The 16,576-nt window shown below is 60.2% G+C and carries 17 protein-coding genes and 1 other RNA gene; 4 read left to right on the forward strand and 14 right to left on the reverse strand.

Annotation, left to right across the window (positions count from 1 at the left end):
* From mraY to rsmI, 9 genes are all read right to left on the reverse strand, one after another.
* Complete coding sequence (gene mraY, locus GXB78_RS09200) at window positions 1-1,083, reverse strand: phospho-N-acetylmuramoyl-pentapeptide-transferase (RefSeq protein WP_016773275.1); 1,083 nt, start codon at window positions 1,081-1,083, stop codon at window positions 1-3.
* Window positions 1,083-2,450 carry a UDP-N-acetylmuramoyl-tripeptide--D-alanyl-D-alanine ligase gene (locus tag GXB78_RS09205; protein ID WP_329515170.1) on the reverse strand — a complete coding sequence of 456 codons (1,368 nt, stop codon included), beginning with the start codon at window positions 2,448-2,450 and terminating at the stop codon, window positions 1,083-1,085. Before GXB78_RS09205 ends, mraY begins: the two co-directional genes overlap by 1 nt.
* Complete coding sequence (locus GXB78_RS09210) at window positions 2,443-3,906, reverse strand: UDP-N-acetylmuramoyl-L-alanyl-D-glutamate--2,6-diaminopimelate ligase (RefSeq protein WP_039761379.1); 1,464 nt, start codon at window positions 3,904-3,906, stop codon at window positions 2,443-2,445. Before GXB78_RS09210 ends, GXB78_RS09205 begins: the two co-directional genes overlap by 8 nt.
* Window positions 3,906-5,645: a peptidoglycan D,D-transpeptidase FtsI family protein gene (locus GXB78_RS09215; protein ID WP_172667898.1), complete on the reverse strand. Its 1,740-nt coding sequence runs from the start codon at window positions 5,643-5,645 to the stop codon at window positions 3,906-3,908. Before GXB78_RS09215 ends, GXB78_RS09210 begins: the two co-directional genes overlap by 1 nt.
* Window positions 5,645-5,938 (reverse strand): cell division protein FtsL, encoded by a 294-nt coding sequence (gene ftsL, locus GXB78_RS09220; protein WP_016773269.1) that lies wholly within the window; start codon window positions 5,936-5,938, stop codon window positions 5,645-5,647. The genes GXB78_RS09215 and ftsL overlap by 1 nt, the downstream gene beginning before the upstream one ends.
* Window positions 5,935-6,882 carry a 16S rRNA (cytosine(1402)-N(4))-methyltransferase RsmH gene (gene rsmH, locus GXB78_RS09225; protein WP_408005117.1) on the reverse strand — a complete coding sequence of 316 codons (948 nt, stop codon included), beginning with the start codon at window positions 6,880-6,882 and terminating at the stop codon, window positions 5,935-5,937. The genes ftsL and rsmH overlap by 4 nt, the downstream gene beginning before the upstream one ends.
* A complete protein-coding gene (gene mraZ / locus GXB78_RS09230; RefSeq protein ID WP_007917012.1) occupies window positions 6,879-7,334 on the reverse strand; it encodes a division/cell wall cluster transcriptional repressor MraZ in 456 nt (151 codons plus the stop codon). Before mraZ ends, rsmH begins: the two co-directional genes overlap by 4 nt.
* Window positions 7,335-7,736: 402 nt before the next feature.
* An RNA gene (gene rnpB / locus GXB78_RS09235) (RNase P RNA component class A) lies at window positions 7,737-8,090 on the reverse strand.
* Between the two features lie 73 nt (window positions 8,091-8,163).
* The gene (rsmI, locus tag GXB78_RS09240) at window positions 8,164-9,069 is read right to left on the reverse strand and encodes a 16S rRNA (cytidine(1402)-2'-O)-methyltransferase (RefSeq protein WP_016773267.1); all 906 of its coding nucleotides are present in this window, start codon (window positions 9,067-9,069) and stop codon (window positions 8,164-8,166) included.
* A gap of 177 nt (window positions 9,070-9,246) precedes the next feature.
* Here rsmI and GXB78_RS09245 point away from each other — a divergent pair, with 177 nt between their 5' ends.
* The 4 genes from GXB78_RS09245 (at window position 9,247) to GXB78_RS09260 (ending at window position 12,690) form a co-directional block, all read left to right on the forward strand.
* Complete coding sequence (locus tag GXB78_RS09245) at window positions 9,247-11,058, forward strand: penicillin-binding protein activator (protein WP_329515171.1); 1,812 nt, start codon at window positions 9,247-9,249, stop codon at window positions 11,056-11,058.
* Entirely contained in the window at window positions 11,058-11,420 is a 363-nt protein-coding gene (locus GXB78_RS09250) for a YraN family protein (protein ID WP_016773265.1), read from the forward strand. Before GXB78_RS09245 ends, GXB78_RS09250 begins: the two co-directional genes overlap by 1 nt.
* Window positions 11,421-11,521: 101 nt before the next feature.
* Complete coding sequence (locus GXB78_RS09255; protein ID WP_008082788.1) at window positions 11,522-12,115, forward strand: phosphoheptose isomerase; 594 nt, start codon at window positions 11,522-11,524, stop codon at window positions 12,113-12,115.
* Window positions 12,112-12,690 (forward strand): BON domain-containing protein, encoded by a 579-nt coding sequence (locus GXB78_RS09260; RefSeq protein WP_186530432.1) that lies wholly within the window; start codon window positions 12,112-12,114, stop codon window positions 12,688-12,690. Before GXB78_RS09255 ends, GXB78_RS09260 begins: the two co-directional genes overlap by 4 nt.
* Window positions 12,691-12,738: 48 nt before the next feature.
* Here GXB78_RS09260 and GXB78_RS09265 read toward each other — a convergent pair whose 3' ends face one another.
* From GXB78_RS09265 to petA, 5 genes are all read right to left on the reverse strand, one after another.
* Window positions 12,739-13,152: a ClpXP protease specificity-enhancing factor gene (locus GXB78_RS09265; protein ID WP_253495792.1), complete on the reverse strand. Its 414-nt coding sequence runs from the start codon at window positions 13,150-13,152 to the stop codon at window positions 12,739-12,741.
* Between the two features lie 16 nt (window positions 13,153-13,168).
* Window positions 13,169-13,786: a glutathione S-transferase N-terminal domain-containing protein gene (locus GXB78_RS09270; protein WP_329515172.1), complete on the reverse strand. Its 618-nt coding sequence runs from the start codon at window positions 13,784-13,786 to the stop codon at window positions 13,169-13,171.
* A gap of 146 nt (window positions 13,787-13,932) precedes the next feature.
* Window positions 13,933-14,715 carry a cytochrome c1 gene (locus GXB78_RS09275; protein WP_329515173.1) on the reverse strand — a complete coding sequence of 261 codons (783 nt, stop codon included), beginning with the start codon at window positions 14,713-14,715 and terminating at the stop codon, window positions 13,933-13,935.
* Window positions 14,715-15,926: a cytochrome b gene (locus GXB78_RS09280; protein ID WP_186548989.1), complete on the reverse strand. Its 1,212-nt coding sequence runs from the start codon at window positions 15,924-15,926 to the stop codon at window positions 14,715-14,717. The genes GXB78_RS09275 and GXB78_RS09280 overlap by 1 nt, the downstream gene beginning before the upstream one ends.
* Entirely contained in the window at window positions 15,926-16,519 is a 594-nt protein-coding gene (gene petA / locus GXB78_RS09285) for a ubiquinol-cytochrome c reductase iron-sulfur subunit (protein ID WP_007917031.1), read from the reverse strand. Before petA ends, GXB78_RS09280 begins: the two co-directional genes overlap by 1 nt.
* Window positions 16,520-16,576: the final 57 nt, after the last annotated feature.

Consider the following 16,576-nt stretch of genomic DNA (forward strand, 5'->3'; position numbering starts at 1 on the left):
CTACCTCAGCTTCAGGGTGGCAAGGCCGACCAGGACGAGAATCACGGTGATGATCCAGAAACGGACGATCACGCGTGGCTCGGGCCAGCCCTTGAGTTCAAAGTGGTGGTGTATCGGTGCCATGCGGAACACACGGCGACCGGTGAGCTTAAAGGAGGCAACCTGAATGACCACTGACAGGGTTTCCATCACGAACACGCCGCCCATGATGAACAGCACGATTTCCTGGCGGACGATCACGGCAATGGTCCCCAGTGCCGCGCCGAGTGCCAGGGCACCGACGTCGCCCATGAACACTTGCGCCGGATAAGTGTTGAACCAGAGGAAACCGAGGCCGGCACCGATCAGCGCACCGCAGAACACGATCAGTTCGCCCGCGCCCGGTACATAGGGGATCAGCAGGTATTCGGCGAATTTCACGTTGCCCGACAGGTAGCAGAAAATCCCCAGGCCACCGCCGACCATCACCGTCGGCATGATCGCCAGACCGTCGAGGCCGTCAGTCAGGTTGACCGCGTTGCTCGAACCGACAATCACGAAGTAGGTCAGCACGATGAACCCGGCGCCCAGCGGAATGCTGTAGTCCTTGAGCATCGGCAGGATCAGCGTGGTTTCCACCGGCGTTGCGGCGGTCATATAAAGGAAGATCGCCGCGCCGAGGCCGAACACCGACTGCCAGAAATACTTCCAGCGGCTCGGCAGGCCACGGGAGTTTTTCTCGATGACTTTGCGGTAATCGTCGACCCAGCCGATGGCGCCGAACAGCAGGGTCACCAACAGCACCACCCAGACGTAGCGGTTGCTCAGGTCAGCCCAGAGCAAGGTGCTGACGCCGATCGACGACAGAATCAACGCGCCACCCATGGTCGGCGTGCCGGATTTGGACAGGTGTGATTGCGGGCCGTCGTTACGTACCGATTGGCCGATCTGACGGTTCTGCAGAGTACGGATCATCCACGGGCCATAGCACAGCGACAAAACCAGCGCGGTCAGCACACCGAGAATCCCGCGCAGGGTCAGGTACTGGAAGACCGCGAAGCCTTTGTAGAACTGTTGCAGATACTCCGCTAGCAGCAGCAGCATTAATGTTTCTCCAGACTGGACCCGCACAGAGCCGCAACGATGTTTTCCATCGCTGCGCTGCGCGAACCCTTGATCAAAATGGTGGTGTTTGTGTCCTGCTCGGCAGCGAGGGCCTGGATCAGCTCGGCCTGTGTGCCGAAGTGCTGCGCCTGCTCACCGAAAGCGTTTACCGCGTGGACCATGTTCGGCCCGACCGCGTAAAGCGCGGAAACCTTGCCTCGGGCGTACTCGCCCACGTCGCGGTGCCCCTGCTCCGCCCAGTCGCCCAACTCGCCGATATCCCCGAGCACCAGGACGGTGCGGCCGGAAAAGCCGGCGAGTATATCAACGGCCGCGCACATCGAGGTGGGGTTTGCGTTGTAGGTGTCGTCGATCACGCGCATGCCGTTTTTCGCCAGCTGCGCGACGGTGCGACCCTTGACCGGTTGCACCGCGCCAAGCCCGGTGGCGATGCCGAACAGCGACACGCCCAAGGCGTGAGCAGCAGCGGCAGCGGCCAAAGCATTGGCGACGTTGTGGGTGCCGAGCAGGTTCAGTTGCACGCGCTCACTGCCTTCCGGCGTGTGCAGATTGAACGCCGGGCAGCCCCGAGCATCGGTGGCCAGATCACTGGCATGGAAATTCGCCTCGCTGTTGCTCAGGGCGAAGGTCAATACCTGACGGCTTGCCGCGCGGGTCTTCCAGATACCGAAAGCCTTGTCATCGAGGTTGAGCACACCAATGCCATCGGCGGCCAGGCCTTCGATGATTTCGCCTTTGGCTTCAACGATTTTTTCCGGGCCACCGAACTCTCCGACGTGAGCGGTGCCGGCATTATTCAGGATCGCTACGTGCGGCTTGGTCAGCCCGACGGTGTAGGCGATTTCGCCCAGACGCGAGGCGCCCAGTTCGATGACAGCCGAGGTGTGTTCCGGCGCCAGTTCGATCAGGGTCAGTGGTACGCCGAGGTCGTTGTTCAGATTGCCACGGGTGGCCAGCACCGGACCGCGCGTGCGCAGGATGCTCGCGAGCATTTCCTTGACCGTGGTCTTGCCGCTGGAACCGGTCACCGCTGCCACTGGCTGGGTGAATGCAGCACGATTCAAGGCACCGAGCTGGCCCAGGGCCTGACGGGTGTCCTTGACCAGCAATTGCGGCAGCGCGCTGTCGGCGACTTCGCGCTCGACCAGTGCAGCGACGGCGCCTTTGCCAGCGACATCATTCAGATAATCGTGACCGTCGAAACGCGGCCCGGTCAGGGCAATGAACAGCTGGCCGGGCTGGATCGCGCGGCTGTCGATACTCACGCCGCCGAAACTGGCGTCAGCGCCGATCAGGCGGGCTTCGAGTGCGTTGGTCAGTTCGCTGAGTGTCAGGGCCTTAAGCATGGGCCACCTCCCACGCGGTCAGGGCATGATCAGCCTCGACCAGATCGGAAAATGCATGGCGCACGCCGTTGATTTCCTGATAGTCCTCGTGACCTTTGCCGGCCAGGACAATCACGTCGTCAGCGGTCGCGCCGGCAATCAATTGCGCGATGGCCTGGCCGCGACCGGCGACGAAAGTGACTTTATCCACAGCGGTAAAACCGGCGCGGATGTCGTCGAAAATCACAGCAGGATCTTCGGTGCGCGGGTTGTCATCGGTAACCAGCACCTGATCGGCCAGACGCTCGACCACTTCGGCCATCAACGGACGCTTGCCGCGATCGCGATCACCGCCGCAACCGAACAGGCACAGCAATTGGCCTTTGACGTGCGGGCGCAGTGCGGTAAGCACTTTTTCCAGGGCATCCGGGGTGTGGGCGTAATCGACCACCACCAGCGGCTGCGTGCCGCCGCCCAGACGCTGCATGCGACCGGCCGGGCCTTCGAGCTTCGGCAGCACTTTGAGAATTTCGTCGAGGGCGTAATCCAGACCGAGCAAGGCGCCGACTGCGGCCAATACGTTGCTCAGGTTGAAACGGCCGAGCAGCGTGCTGCGCAGGTGGTGTTCGCCCTGCGGCGTGACCAGTGTGGCGCGCACGCCGTGGTCGTCGAACTGCGCTTCGCGGCAGAACAGGTAAGCGCTGCTGTCGAGCAGACTGTAGGTGATCAAACGTGACTCGCGTTTTTCCGCCGCCAGTTGCCGACCAAAATCGTCGTCGAGGTTGACCACCCGGCACTTCAGGTCATTCCAGGCAAACAGCTTGGCCTTGGCCTCGGCGTACGCCTGCATGGTGCCGTGATAATCCAGATGATCGCGGGACAGGTTGGTCATCACTGCCACGTCGAATGCCAGCGCGGTAACCCGCCCCTGATCCAGACCGTGGGACGACACTTCCATGGCCACGGCTTTCGCGCCGGCCTTTTTCAGGTCGCCCAAGGTCGCTTGTACGGCAATCGGATTCGGCGTGGTGTGCAGGCCGCTTTCCAGCGCGCCATAAAAACCGGAACCGAGGGTGCCGACGATGCCGCAATGCTGACCGAGCAGATCCAGTGCCTGCGCGACCAGTTGGGTCACGCTGGTCTTGCCGTTGGTGCCGGTGACGCCGATCAGGTTCAGGTGATGACTCGGCTCACCGTAAAAACGTCCGGCGATGTCCGACAGCTGCGCCGCCAGACCTTTCACAGGAATCAGTGGCACGTCGGTGATTGGCAGCACGGTCGCGCCTTCGACTTCATAAGCCACGGCAGCCGCGCCGCGTTGCAGGGCATCGGCAATGTGCGCGCGGCCATCGAAACGGCCGCCGGGCACGGCGAGAAACAGGTCGCCGGCGCGCACGTTGCGGCTGTCCAGCGCCAGTTCACGGATCAACAGATCGTGGCCGGCGTGGGGGAATATCTTGTTCAGACTCAATGACATCAGCCGCGCCCTCCATTGGCTTTCAGCGGAACGACCGGGGTGGCGTTGGCCTGTTGCGTAGTCGGCAGGTTGTCCGGGGTCACGTTCATCAGGCGCAGGGTGCCGGACATCACACGGCTGAACACTGGTGCCGAGACCAGACCACCGAAGTAACCGGCCTTGGTCGGTTCATCGATCACCACAACGATGGCGTAACGCGGATCGCTCATCGGGCCGAAGCCGGCGAACAGCGAACGGTAGGAGTTTTCCGCGTAGCCCTTGGTGCCGACCGAGGTCTTGCGCGCGGTACCCGACTTGCCGCCGACGTGGTAAGCCGGCACTTGCGCACGGAACACGCCGCGCGGTGCTTCGATCACTTGCTGCAACATGCCCTGCATGGTTTTCGCCACGGCTTCCGGCAGCACTTGTGTGGTCTGCGGCATCTTGTCGGTTTTGATCAGGGTCAGCGGCGCGAGGCGACCGTTGTTGGCCAGCGCCGAGAACGCGTGCACCAGTTGGATTGCGGTCACGGAGATACCGTAGCCGTAAGACAAGGTTGCAGTTTCAGCCTTGCGCCATTCGCGGTAGTTGGGCAGATTGCCGACGCGTTCGCCGGGGAAGCCCAGGCCGGTATCTTGGCCGAGGCCGACTTTCTGCGCGAGACGGAAAATCGTCTCGCCGCCGATATCGAAGGCGACCTTACTCATGCCGACGTTACTGGAATTGATCAGGATGCCGGTCAGATCGAGCACTGGGCCTTCGGTCTTCGACACGTCTTTGATGGTGTACTTGCCGATCTGCAACGAGCCCGGATACACCTCAACGGTGTCGCTCGGCTTCCAGCGGCCGGTTTCGATCGCCGCGCTCATGGAAATGGCTTTCATGGTCGAACCCGGTTCGAACACGTCGATCATCGCGCGGTTGCGCATCATCGCCGGTTGCAGGTTGCGACGGTTGTTCGGGTTGTAGGTCGGCTGGTTGACCATGGCCAGAATCTCGCCGGTCTTGACGTCCATGATCACCAGACTGCCGGCCTTGGCGCCGTTCTCGATGATCGCGTTGCGCAGCTCGCGGTTGGCCAGGTATTGCAGACGCAGGTCAATCGACAACGCCAAGGGCTTGCCGGCCTTGGCGTTTTTGGTGACCTGAACATCCTTGATCAGCCGGCCACGGCGATCCTTGATGACTTGTCGTTTGCCCGGCACCCCGGCCAGCCATTCGTCATAGGCCAGCTCGACGCCTTCACGGCCGTGGTCATCGATATCGGTAAAGCCGACCATGTGCGCAGTGACTTCACCGGCCGGATAGAAGCGGCGGAATTCTTCGATGCCGTAGACGCCCGGCACTTTCAGGTCGAGCACAGCCTGGCCCTGCTCGGGGGTCAGCCCGCGCACCAGATAAATGAATTCCTTGTTGGCCTGGGCTTCGAGGCGTTCGCTCAGGGCTTTCGGGTCCTGACCCAACGCGGCAGCAAGTGCCGGCCATTTCTCTTTGGCGGTCTGCATTTCCTTGGCGTTGGCCCAAAGCGTGGTCACCGGGGTACTGACGGCCAGAGGCTCGCCGTTACGGTCGGTAATCAGGCCACGGTGTGCCGGAATAGGGATGTGCCGCAGGCTGCGTGCGTCGCCCTGCCCTTTGAGAAAGTCACGATCGACCACTTGCAGGTCGATGATGCGCCAGCAGATCGCCGCAACCATCAGGCCGAGCAGTGCCACCATCAGGCGGAAGCGCCATGGAAACAGTGCGCCTTCGAGTTTCATCATGGCGCCACCATCTTCACGTCAGCCGCGCCAGGGATGTGCATTTTCAGTTGTTCGGTGGCCAGCACTTCGATGCGGCTGTGCGCAGTCCAGGTGCTCTGTTCGAGAATCAGCCGGCCCCACTCGGCCTGCGCCTTGTCGCGCACGCTGAGTTCGTTATAAAGGGTGTTGAGCAACTGCCGGTTCCAGTGCGCGCTGTAGGACACGGCGATCGCCGAAAACAGCACGCCGATAAACAGCAGCAGCATCAGAAAGCTGCCGCCGGGCAGTGGCTTGGCGAAAAGCTTGCTCACCGCAACTTCTCCGCGACACGCATGACAGCGCTTCGGGAACGTGGGTTGGCTTTCAGCTCGGCGTCGGAGGCCGTCTGCGCTTTGCCGTGGATTTTGATTTTCGGTTCGAAGGCGACATGGCGAACCGGCAGATTGCGCGGCAGGTTGTCGGCTTCGCCTTTCACCAGTTTGCGCATGAACAGTTTGACGATGCGGTCTTCCAGCGAGTGGAAACTGATCACCACCAGACGGCCGCCGATTTCCAGCGCTTCCAGCGCGGCGTCGAGGCCGGCCTCGAGGTCGCCCAATTCATTGTTGACGTGAATGCGCAGACCCTGGAACGCACGGGTGGCCGGGTTCTTGCCCTTTTCCCAGGCCGGGTTGGCGACTTTCAGTACTTCGGCCAGATCCGCGGTGCGCTCGAACGGCTTGATGTCACGACGCTCGGCGACGGCACGGGCCATGCGCCCGGAGAAACGTTCTTCGCCGTATTCCTTGAACACCCGGGCGATTTCTTCCACCGGCGCGGTATTGACGAATTCGGCAGCGCTGATGCCACGGGACGGGTCCATGCGCATGTCCAGCGGCCCGTCATTGAGGAAACTGAAGCCGCGCTCAGCGTCGTCGAGCTGCGGCGAAGACACGCCGAGGTCGAGCAGAATGCCGCTGACCTTGCCGGTCAGGCCTTGCTCGGCAACCACCGAACCGAGCTCGGCAAAGCTGCGCTGCACAACGACAAAGCGGCCGTCTTCGGCCGCTAGCGTTTGCCCGGTGGCAATCGCTTGAGGATCCTTGTCGAACCCGATGAGTCGACCGTCCGGCCCGAGCTGGCTGAGGATCAACCGGCTGTGCCCGCCACGCCCGAACGTGCCGTCCAGATAGCAGCCATCAGGACGTACGGCGAGAGCCTCGACGGCTTCGTCAAGCAGTACGGTGATGTGGTTAAAGCCGCTATCAATAGTCACAGGATCAAATCACGCAGTTCATCAGGCATCGCGCCCGGTTGTTGAATAGCAGCAAGGTCAGCGGCAGACACCGCGTTCCATGCATCCTCGTCCCACAATTGGAACTTGTTCAGTTGGCCGACCAGCATTGCGCGCTTGTCCAGCTTGGCGTACTCGCGCAAACGCGGCGGAACCAGAAAACGTCCACTGCCATCGAGTTCGAGGTCGACGGCATTACCAATCAATAAACGTTGCAGGCGACGGTTCTCTTCGCGAAGCGAAGGAAGCGCGCGCAACTTGGTTTCAATAATTTCCCACTCATCGAGCGGGTAGACACACAGACACGGATCAACGGCATCAATGGTCACGATCAACTGGCCGGAACTACGCGAATCGAGCTCGTCACGGTACCGGCTCGGCATGGCGAGACGGCCCTTTGCATCGAGACTGATAGCGTTAGCTCCGCGAAACACGTCAGCGTTTCTCCAATTTTTATCGTTTTGAGCTCAAAAAACCCACTTCATGCCACTTTCCGCCACTTGCGCACACTATAGGAATGCGCCCACCACACCGTCAAGGCGCGGATTAAAGGAAAAGCCTTACAGAACGGAGATTTAGCGACGTAAAAGGAGGCTCAACGAGAATCTGACGTGAAGTTTCGACCAATAACTTGATGCAGCACTGAAAGCTGCGCTCGAAAGTTAAAGTAGTTTGTTAAGAGTAAGATTTTTTCGGTATTACAAATGCGCTTCGGCTGTTGATTGAAGCAGGGTGGGAAAAGGCTATTACCGCGTTTGCCGCTGCCGGAATTTCAGACCAGGCCGGCTGATATTACACAGCCGCGTCTTCTTTGTTTCAAGGAGGGAAAGAAAAAGGTGGAGAGTCGATCTGTAAGCCGGGTTCTGTCTTGAACAGTCATTCGTCTACGATGGCCATCACTGGACATCTTTAGCAACCTACCCGGTCCCAGCGCGGGCCACGCCTTGGGACCCTATTTGGTCTTGCTCCAAGTGGGGTTTACCTAGCCACGAACTGTTGCCAGACGTGCGGTGCGCTCTTACCGCACCTTTTCACCCTTACCGGCGCTTGCGCGCTTAGGCGGTTATTTTCTGTGGCACTTTCCGTAGGCTCACGCCTCCCAGGCATTACCTGGCACTTCGCCCTATGGAGCCCGGACTTTCCTCCCCCCCCTAATTTTCATAGAGGGCAGCGACTGTCCGATCGACTCTCCGCCGCGAAGGTTAACGGCAGAGCGCCGGAAGAACAAGCGCTAAAACCCTCAAGAGCGCCATGGGCGACGGCTTACACGCCTTTCTGTTTATCCAGCGCCACTTGATACAGCACGTTTTTGCGCTCGCCAGTGATCTGCGCTGCCAGTGCGGCGGCGCGCTTGAGCGGCATTTCTTCCAGAAGCAGATCGAGGATGCGCATGGCTTCGCTGCTGACCGCGTCTTCCGACTCCGGCGCGGTCCACCCAGCCACCAGCACCACGCACTCGCCGCGCTGCTGATTGCTGTCGGACTCGACGAATGCACGCAGCTCGCTGAGCGGCAGGCCTTTGAGGGTTTCGAAGGTCTTGGTGATTTCCCGCGCCAGCAAAGCCTGACGCTCGCCGCCAAACACCGCTTCCATATCCTGCAGGCATTCGAGAATGCGATGCGGCGCCTCATAGAAGATCAACGTGCGCGGTTCCTCTTTGACCGCTTCCAGGCGCGCCTTGCGCCCGACCGACTTGGCCGGCAGGAAACCTTCGAAGATAAAACGGTCGGACGGCAATCCCGCCGCCGACAGCGCCGCGATCAAAGCGCAGGCACCTGGCACTGGCACTACGTTGATGCCGGCCGCACGGGCCTGACGGACCAGGTGATAACCCGGATCGGAGATCAGCGGCGTGCCGGCATCGGAAATCAGCGCCACGTTGTCGCCCGCCAGCAACCGGGTAATAAAGCGGCTACCCTCATCCCGTTCGTTGTGTTCGTGACACGCGGCCAGCGGCGTGCCAATGCCGAAGTGCTGCATCAGGCGCGCCGAGTGCCGTGTGTCTTCCGCCGCAATCAACGCCACTTCACGGAGGATCTTCAGGGCCCGGGCGCTGATGTCGTCCAGGTTGCCGATGGGCGTCGCCACCACATAAAGCGAGCCAGCAGCGGAATTCAAAGGACCTGGAGCAGTCAAAGCGCACACCTCGTGATCGGTAAAAGCGGCCATTGTAGCGCGTCACGAGGCTGGCGATGCGCTCCAGCCGAACGCGGTTTTTCCCACGGTTGTGCGCTTGCGCAACATTTACCCCAGCTAAATTGATCGATTCACGCCAGTAACATCGCGCCCCGGCCAGTGCTTGGGTACAATTCCACGCTAATTTGATCGAGTATCAGGAACACTTACATGATCGCTTGCCTGCGGCTGTTCACTGCCCTCTGCCTCGCTGCCTTATTGGCCGCGTGTGCCAGCTCCCCTTCCTCCAGCCTTGGCGAACTTCCACGGACTCCGGACGCCAGCATCGAGCAACTGCTCGAACAGGCTGCCCAGGCTAAAACCCCGGAACAAGCCGCCCTGTTGCGCCTGAGCGCAGCAGACCAGGCTTATCGCCAAGGCAATGCCGGCCAGTCCGCGCAAATCCTGCAACAAGTGCCGGTTGAGCAACTCAAGCCAGGCCAGCAGATTTTCGCCAACACGCTGTCCGCCGAACTGGCCATGACCCGCAATCAGCCGAAAGCTGCGCTGACTGCCCTGAGTCATCCAAGCTTGCAGAAGCTCGGTGAAATGCCAGAAGAGCAGCAAGTGCGCACCGGCACCGTTCACGCCCGCGCCCTTGAAGCCGATGGCCAGACACTGGCCGCTGCCCGCGAGCGCGTGTTCATCGCGCCGATGCTGGAAGGCGAAGCCGCGAGCAAGAACAACGAAGCGATCTGGACCCTGATCGCCTCGCTGCCAACCGATCAACTGCAACCCAACACCACCGACGATCTCGGCGGCTGGATGGCGCTGGCGCAAGCGGTGAAAACCGCCGGCACGCTGGAACAGCAGCAAGCCGCGATCGATAACTGGCGCGCGCAAAATCCAAAGCATCCGGCCGCAATCAACCTGCCGCTGCCGCTGACCAAGCTCAAGGAACTGGCCAGCCAGCCACTGAGCAAAATTGCCCTGCTGCTGCCACAGGACGGCCAGTTGGCGTCGGTCGGCAAAGCGCTGCGTGAAGGCTTCATGGCCGCGCACTATCAGGCGCAACAGGCCGGGCAGAACCCACCTGCCATCGAGTTCTACGACAGCTCGAAGCTGACCTCGATGGACGAGTTCTATCGCAAGGCCCAGGCTGACGGCGTGCAACTGGTGGTCGGCCCGCTGGAAAAACCACTGGTCAAGCAACTGAGCACTCGCCCGCAACTGCCGATCACCACCCTGGCGCTGAATTACAGCGAAGGCGAGCAAGGTCCGGCGCAATTGTTCCAGTTCGGGCTGGCGGCTGAAGACGAAGCTCGCGAAGTTTCCCGTCGCGCCCGTGCCGACGGCCTGCATCGCGCCGCGATCATGGTGCCGAAGGGCGAATGGGGCGATCGCGTTCTGCGCGCCTTCAGCCAGGACTGGCAAGCCAACGGCGGCAGCATCGTTGCCACCGAGCGTGTCGATCAGCCAGTGCAACTGGCCCAGCAGATTGCCGACATGTTCCAGCTGCGTCAGAGCGAAGCCCGCGCCAAGAGCCTGCAAAATGTTGCTGGCACCAATGTCGCCGCGCAGCCGTCGCGTCGGCAGGACATCGAATTCATCTTCCTGGCCGCTACGCCGCAACAGGCCCAGCAGATCAAGCCGACCCTGAACTTCCAGTACGCCGGTGACGTTCCTGTCTACGCAACTTCCCATGTGTACAGCGCCAGCGGCGACGTCAACCAGTACAACGACATGAACGGCATTCGCTTCTGCGAAACCCCTTGGCTGCTGGAAACCAGCGATCCGCTGCGCCAGCAAGTGGCTGCGCAATGGCCGCAAGCCAACGGCAGCCTCGGTCGCCTGTACGCCATGGGCGCCGACGCCTATCGACTCGCCCCACGTCTGGGCCAGCTCAAGGCCCTGCCGGACAGCCGCATCGAAGGTCAGTCGGGCAGCCTCGGCATGACCCAGACCCAGCGCGTCGTACGTCAGTTGCCTTGGGCGCAGTTCGTCAGCGGTCAGGTGCAGCGCCTGCCGGACACCCCGCGCTGATGCCCGACAGGTCACGCTCGCAAAGCGGCAAGGATGCCGAGCGCCAGGCGCTCGAACATCTGCAACAACAGGGGCTGCGCCTGCTGGCGCAGAACTGGTTATGCAAACGCGGCGAGCTTGATCTGGTCATGCTTGATGGCGATACAGTAGTATTCGTTGAAGTTCGCTACAGAAAAAACACTCAATGGGGTGGCGCGCTCGCCAGTATCGACGAGCGCAAGCAGCAGAAACTGATCTTTGCAGCACAGTATTTTCTTCAGCGCGAGTCGCGTTGGGCCAATTCCCCCTGCCGCTTCGATGTGGTGGCGATCGACAGCCACCCGAATCAGCTGAACTGGTTGCAGAATGCTTTCGACAGTTGATCGCCTGCACCCTGCCCTGTTTTCGTCCGACACATTTTGCTCTTTGCTTTGCCGGCTGCACATTCACGTGCCGAACAGCCGCGCCACTTAAGGTCACACAGATGGACATGCAATCCCGAATTCGCCAGCTTTTCCAGGCCAGTATCGACACCAAGCAACAGGCGATGGACGTACTTGCACCGCACATCGAGCAAGCCAGCCAGATCATGGTCAACGCCCTGCTCAACGAAGGCAAAATGCTCTCGTGCGGCAACGGTGGCTCGGCCGGCGACGCCCAGCATTTTTCCTCGGAGCTGCTCAACCGCTTCGAGCGCGAGCGTCCGAGCCTGCCGGCGATTGCGCTGACCACCGATACTTCGACGATCACTTCGATCGCCAACGACTACAGCTACAACGAAGTGTTCTCCAAACAGATACGCGCCCTCGGTCAGCCGGGCGATGTGTTGCTGGCGATTTCGACCAGCGGCAACTCGGCGAACATTATTCAAGCGATCCAGGCCGCACATGATCGCGAAATGATTGTCGTAGCTTTGACCGGACGCGATGGCGGCGGCATGGCGTCGCTGCTGTTGCCCGAGGACGTCGAGATTCGCGTACCGGCCAACGTCACTGCACGTATTCAGGAAGTCCACTTGCTGGCGATCCATTGCCTTTGCGATCTGATCGACAGCCAACTGTTCGGGAGTGAAGAATGACCCCTAATCGCCTTGGCCTTCTGGCCTTGACCCTGTGCCTCGGCATCAGCGGCTGCACCTCGGTGGTGAATGCCAGCCGTGAAGCGCCGATCGAAGATGACCGTGGCACGCGCACCTTCGGCAGCAAGATCGACGACTCGCTGATCGAAACCAAAGTGGGCGTGAACATCGCCAAGGCCGACCCGGCCCTGGACAACGATTCGCACATCGTCGTCACCAGCTTCAACGGCGTGGTCCTGCTCGCCGGCCAGACTCCGCGCGAAGACCTCAAGGCCAAAGCCGAACAGGCCGCCGCCAACGTCCAGCGCGTGAAGAAAGTGCACAACGAACTGCAAGTGCTGCAACCGTCCTCCCTGCTCGCTCGCCAGAACGACGCGTGGCTGACCACCAAGATCAAGACCCAGATGCTCACCGACGCCAGCATCCCCGGCTCGCGCATCAAGGTCGTGACCGAGAACGGCATCGTCTACCTGCTGGGCCTGCTGACCAAACAGGAAGCCACTCAGGCAACCAATCTGGTTCAAGGTGTGTCCGGCGTGCAGAAAATCGTGAAGCTGTTCGAATACATCGACTGACCGCAAACGTCAGGCATAAAAAAGGCGATCCATCCGGATCGCCTTTTTTTATTTCACAACCTTCAAACTTGGCCGGCCACTTGGGCGCGGTGGCTCGCTGCCCGGTGGCGGCGTGTCGTCATCCGGATCGATGTCTTCCTCGTCATCCATCGGCAACTCGAGGTCAAACACCATGCCCTGACCGTTCTCCCGGGCATAGATGCCCAGAATCGCGCTGATCGGCACGTAGAGACTGTGCGGAACACCGCCGAAGCGGCCCTCGAACGTCACCACGTCGTTGTCCATGTGCAGATGACGCACGGCACTCGGCGAGATGTTCAGGACGATCTGGCCGTCACTGGCAAAGCCTTGTGGCACCTGCACCGCCGGGTACTCGGAGTTGACCAGCATGTGTGGGGTGCAATCGTTATCCACAATCCACTCGTAGAGCGCGCGGACCAGATAAGGTCGACTGGAGTTCATAGCGGCTCCTTAAGCCTTAGCGCATATCGCGTTCGACACCAGACAGACTCGCCTGGAAAGCCTCACGCGCAAACTGACGCTCCATATAATCAAGCAGCGGCTTGGCCGGCCGCGGCAGTTCAATACCCAGAATCGGCAAACGCCAGAGTATGGGTAATAGGCAGCAATCCACCAGACTTTGTTCCTCACTGAGGAAGAACGGCTTGTCGGCGAACAGCGGCGAAACGCCGGTCAGGCTTTCGCGCAATTCCTTGCGCGCAACGACCCGTGCGGGCTCTTTGCTCTTGGGATCCAGAATCAGATCCACCAAACCGCACCAGTCCCGCTGAATCCGGTGGATCAGCAGACGGCTATTGGCCCGCGCCACCGGATAAACCGGCATCAGCGGCGGGTGCGGGTAACGCTCATCCAGATACTCCATCACCACGGTCGACTCCCACAACGCCAGGTCACGATCGACCAGCGTCGGCAGACTGCCGTAAGGGTTCACCTCAATCAGTTTAGGCGGCTGGCGGCCCGCTTCCACGTAAATGATTTCGGCGCTGACACCCTTCTCTGCAAGCACGATGCGCACTCGGTGGGAATAGTGGTCGGCGGGGTCGGAGTAACAGGCCAACCGATTGGTCACGCCCATGGCGATCCTCCTCGCTTGTTGAATTTGTCGGAACCGGAAAAACGCGCGCGCCCAGAGGGCACCTCCCGCAGGGTCTGACTGAGCAGACCCTGCCTTAGCGGAGGCGCCCTTGGGCGCGCGCGATTAACAGCAATGCTTGAAGCGTATCAGTGCACGTCTTTCCAGTATTCACGCTTGAGCAGGTAGGCGAACACAAAGAAGAACGCCAGGTACAGCAAGACATAAGTACCGATGCGCTGATGTTGCAGCTTAACCGGGTTAGCCGAGTAAGCCAGGAAGGTTACCAGATTCTTGACCTTCTCATCGAACTGCTCTTCGTTCAGAGCACCGGTCTTCGGCACGATGGTCAACTGATCGCACGCTTCATGGGTCAGCGGCGTGCCGGTCAGCGGATCGTATTGCTTCTTGCCGTCCTCGACGATCTGCACCTGCTTGCAGCCGACGACCTGACGACCTTGCAGGCCGACCAGCACGTTAGGCATGCCGACGTTCGGGAAGACCTTGTTGTTCACGCCCCATGGACGCGCTTTATCTTCATAGAACGACTTCAGGTAACCATAGAGCCAGTCGGTGCCGCGCACCCGCGCTACGAGCGTGAGATCCGGTGGCGCTGCGCCGAACCAGGTCTTGGCGTCGGCCGGCTGCATGCCGATGTTCATGTGGTCGCCGATCTTGGCACCGGTGAACACCAGCTTCTCCAGCATCAGCTCGTGCGGGATGCCGAGGTCATCGGCGACGCGCTCGTAACGCTGGAACTTGGCACTGTGGCAACCCATGCAATAGTTGGCGAAAGTCCGCGCACCATCCTGCAGGGCGGCTTTGTCGGAGACGTCGATATCGACATGTTCCAGTTCCGGACCATGACCCTCGGCAGCAAAAACCAGGGAAGGCAGCGCAGCAAAAATCAGAGCAAGAAATAACTTTTTCATCAGCCAGTCACCCTTTCCGGAACCGGTTTGGTCTTCTCGAGCCGGGTGTAGAACGGCATCAGAATGAAGTAGGCGAAATACAGGAAGGTGCAGACCTGCGACAACAACGTGCGGCCCGGCGTTGGCGCAAGAACACCGAGAACGCCGAGAATCACGAAGGAAATACAGAACACCACCAGCCAGATTTTGCTCAGCCAGCCTTTGTAGCGCATCGACTTCACCGGGCTGCGATCCAGCCACGGCAGTACGAACAGCACCGCAATCGCTGCGCCCATGGCGATAACACCCAACAGCTTGTCCGGCACCGCGCGCAGGATTGCGTAGAACGGTGTGAAGTACCAAACCGGAGCAATATGCTCTGGAGTCTTGAACGGGTTGGCCGGCTCGAAGTTCGGTTTTTCGAGGAAGTAACCGCCCATTTCCGGGAAGAAGAACACAATGAAGCAGAAGATGAACAGGAATACCACAACGCCGACAATGTCCTTCACCGTGTAATACGGATGGAACGCGATGCCGTCCAGCGGGATGCCGTTTTCGTCTTTGTGCTTCTTGATATCGACGCCGTCAGGGTTGTTCGAACCGACTTCGTGCAGCGCCAGAATGTGCAACACCACCAGACCCAGAATCACGATCGGCAGCGCGACAACGTGCAAGGCGAAGAAGCGGTTCAGGGTGATTCCGGAGATCAGATAGTCACCACGAATCCACTGGGTCAGGTCATCGCCAATCAGCGGGATTGCCCCGAACAGCGAGATGATTACCTGGGCGCCCCAGTACGACATCTGGCCCCACGGCAGCAGGTAACCCATGAAGGCTTCGGCCATCAACGCCAGGTAAATCAGCATGCCGAATACCCAGACCAGCTCGCGCGGTTTTTGGTACGAGCCATAAAGCAGGCCGCGGAACATGTGCAGATAAACCACGATGAAAAACGCCGAAGCACCGGTCGAGTGCAGCAGACGCAGGATCGAGCCGTACTCGACGTCGCGCATGATGTATTCAACGGAGGCAAACGCCTCTTCCGCCGACGGCGTGTAGCTCATCGTCAGCCAGACACCGGTGACTATCTGGTTGACCAGGACCAGCAGCGCCAGAGAGCCAAAGAAATAGAAGAAATTGAAGTTTTTTGGTGCGTAATACTTGCTGAGATGGTCTTCCCACATCTTGGTTGCAGGAAAGCGCGCATCAACCCAATCCATGAACTTGCTCATCACGCTTTCTCCGTATCGACGCCAATGACAATCAGGTCATCGGTCTCATAGGAATGCGGGGGAACTGGCAGGTTCAAAGGCGCAGGTTGCGACTTGTAGACGCGGCCAGCCAGATCGTAGTGGGAACCGTGGCACGGACAGAAATAGCCGCCTACCCAGTCTTTGCCCAGATCCGCAGGTGCCACTTCGGGACGGAAGGTCGGTGAGCAACCCAGGTGCGTACAAATCCCGATCAGCAGCAGAATTTCCGGCTTGATCGAGCGTACTTCAGGGTCGACATAAGTAGGTTGCGTGGAGTTTTTGGAGGTTGGATCGGAGAGTTGACCCTCGATCTTCTTGAGATTCCCCAGGATTTCCTCGGTACGGCGGACAATGAACACCGGCTGGCCGCGCCATTCAGCAATCATTTGCTGGCCTGGCTCGATTTTGCTGACATTCACTTTCACCGGTGCACCGGCGGCCTTCGCCTTGGCACTGGGAAACCATGACCCCACGAACGGGACCGCAGCCCCCACCGCTCCTGCAGCACCCACCACGGATGTGGCTGCCACCAAGAAGCGACGCCGGCCTGCATTCACGCCGTCATTGCTCATTCAGTCCTCTCCCATCAGCTTTTTTGGCCTGTTAAATCAGGCGTCTACTAAATAAAT

It is taken from the genome of Pseudomonas moraviensis subsp. stanleyae, from assembly GCF_036283065.1.
Taxonomy (GTDB): domain Bacteria; phylum Pseudomonadota; class Gammaproteobacteria; order Pseudomonadales; family Pseudomonadaceae; genus Aquipseudomonas; species Aquipseudomonas stanleyae.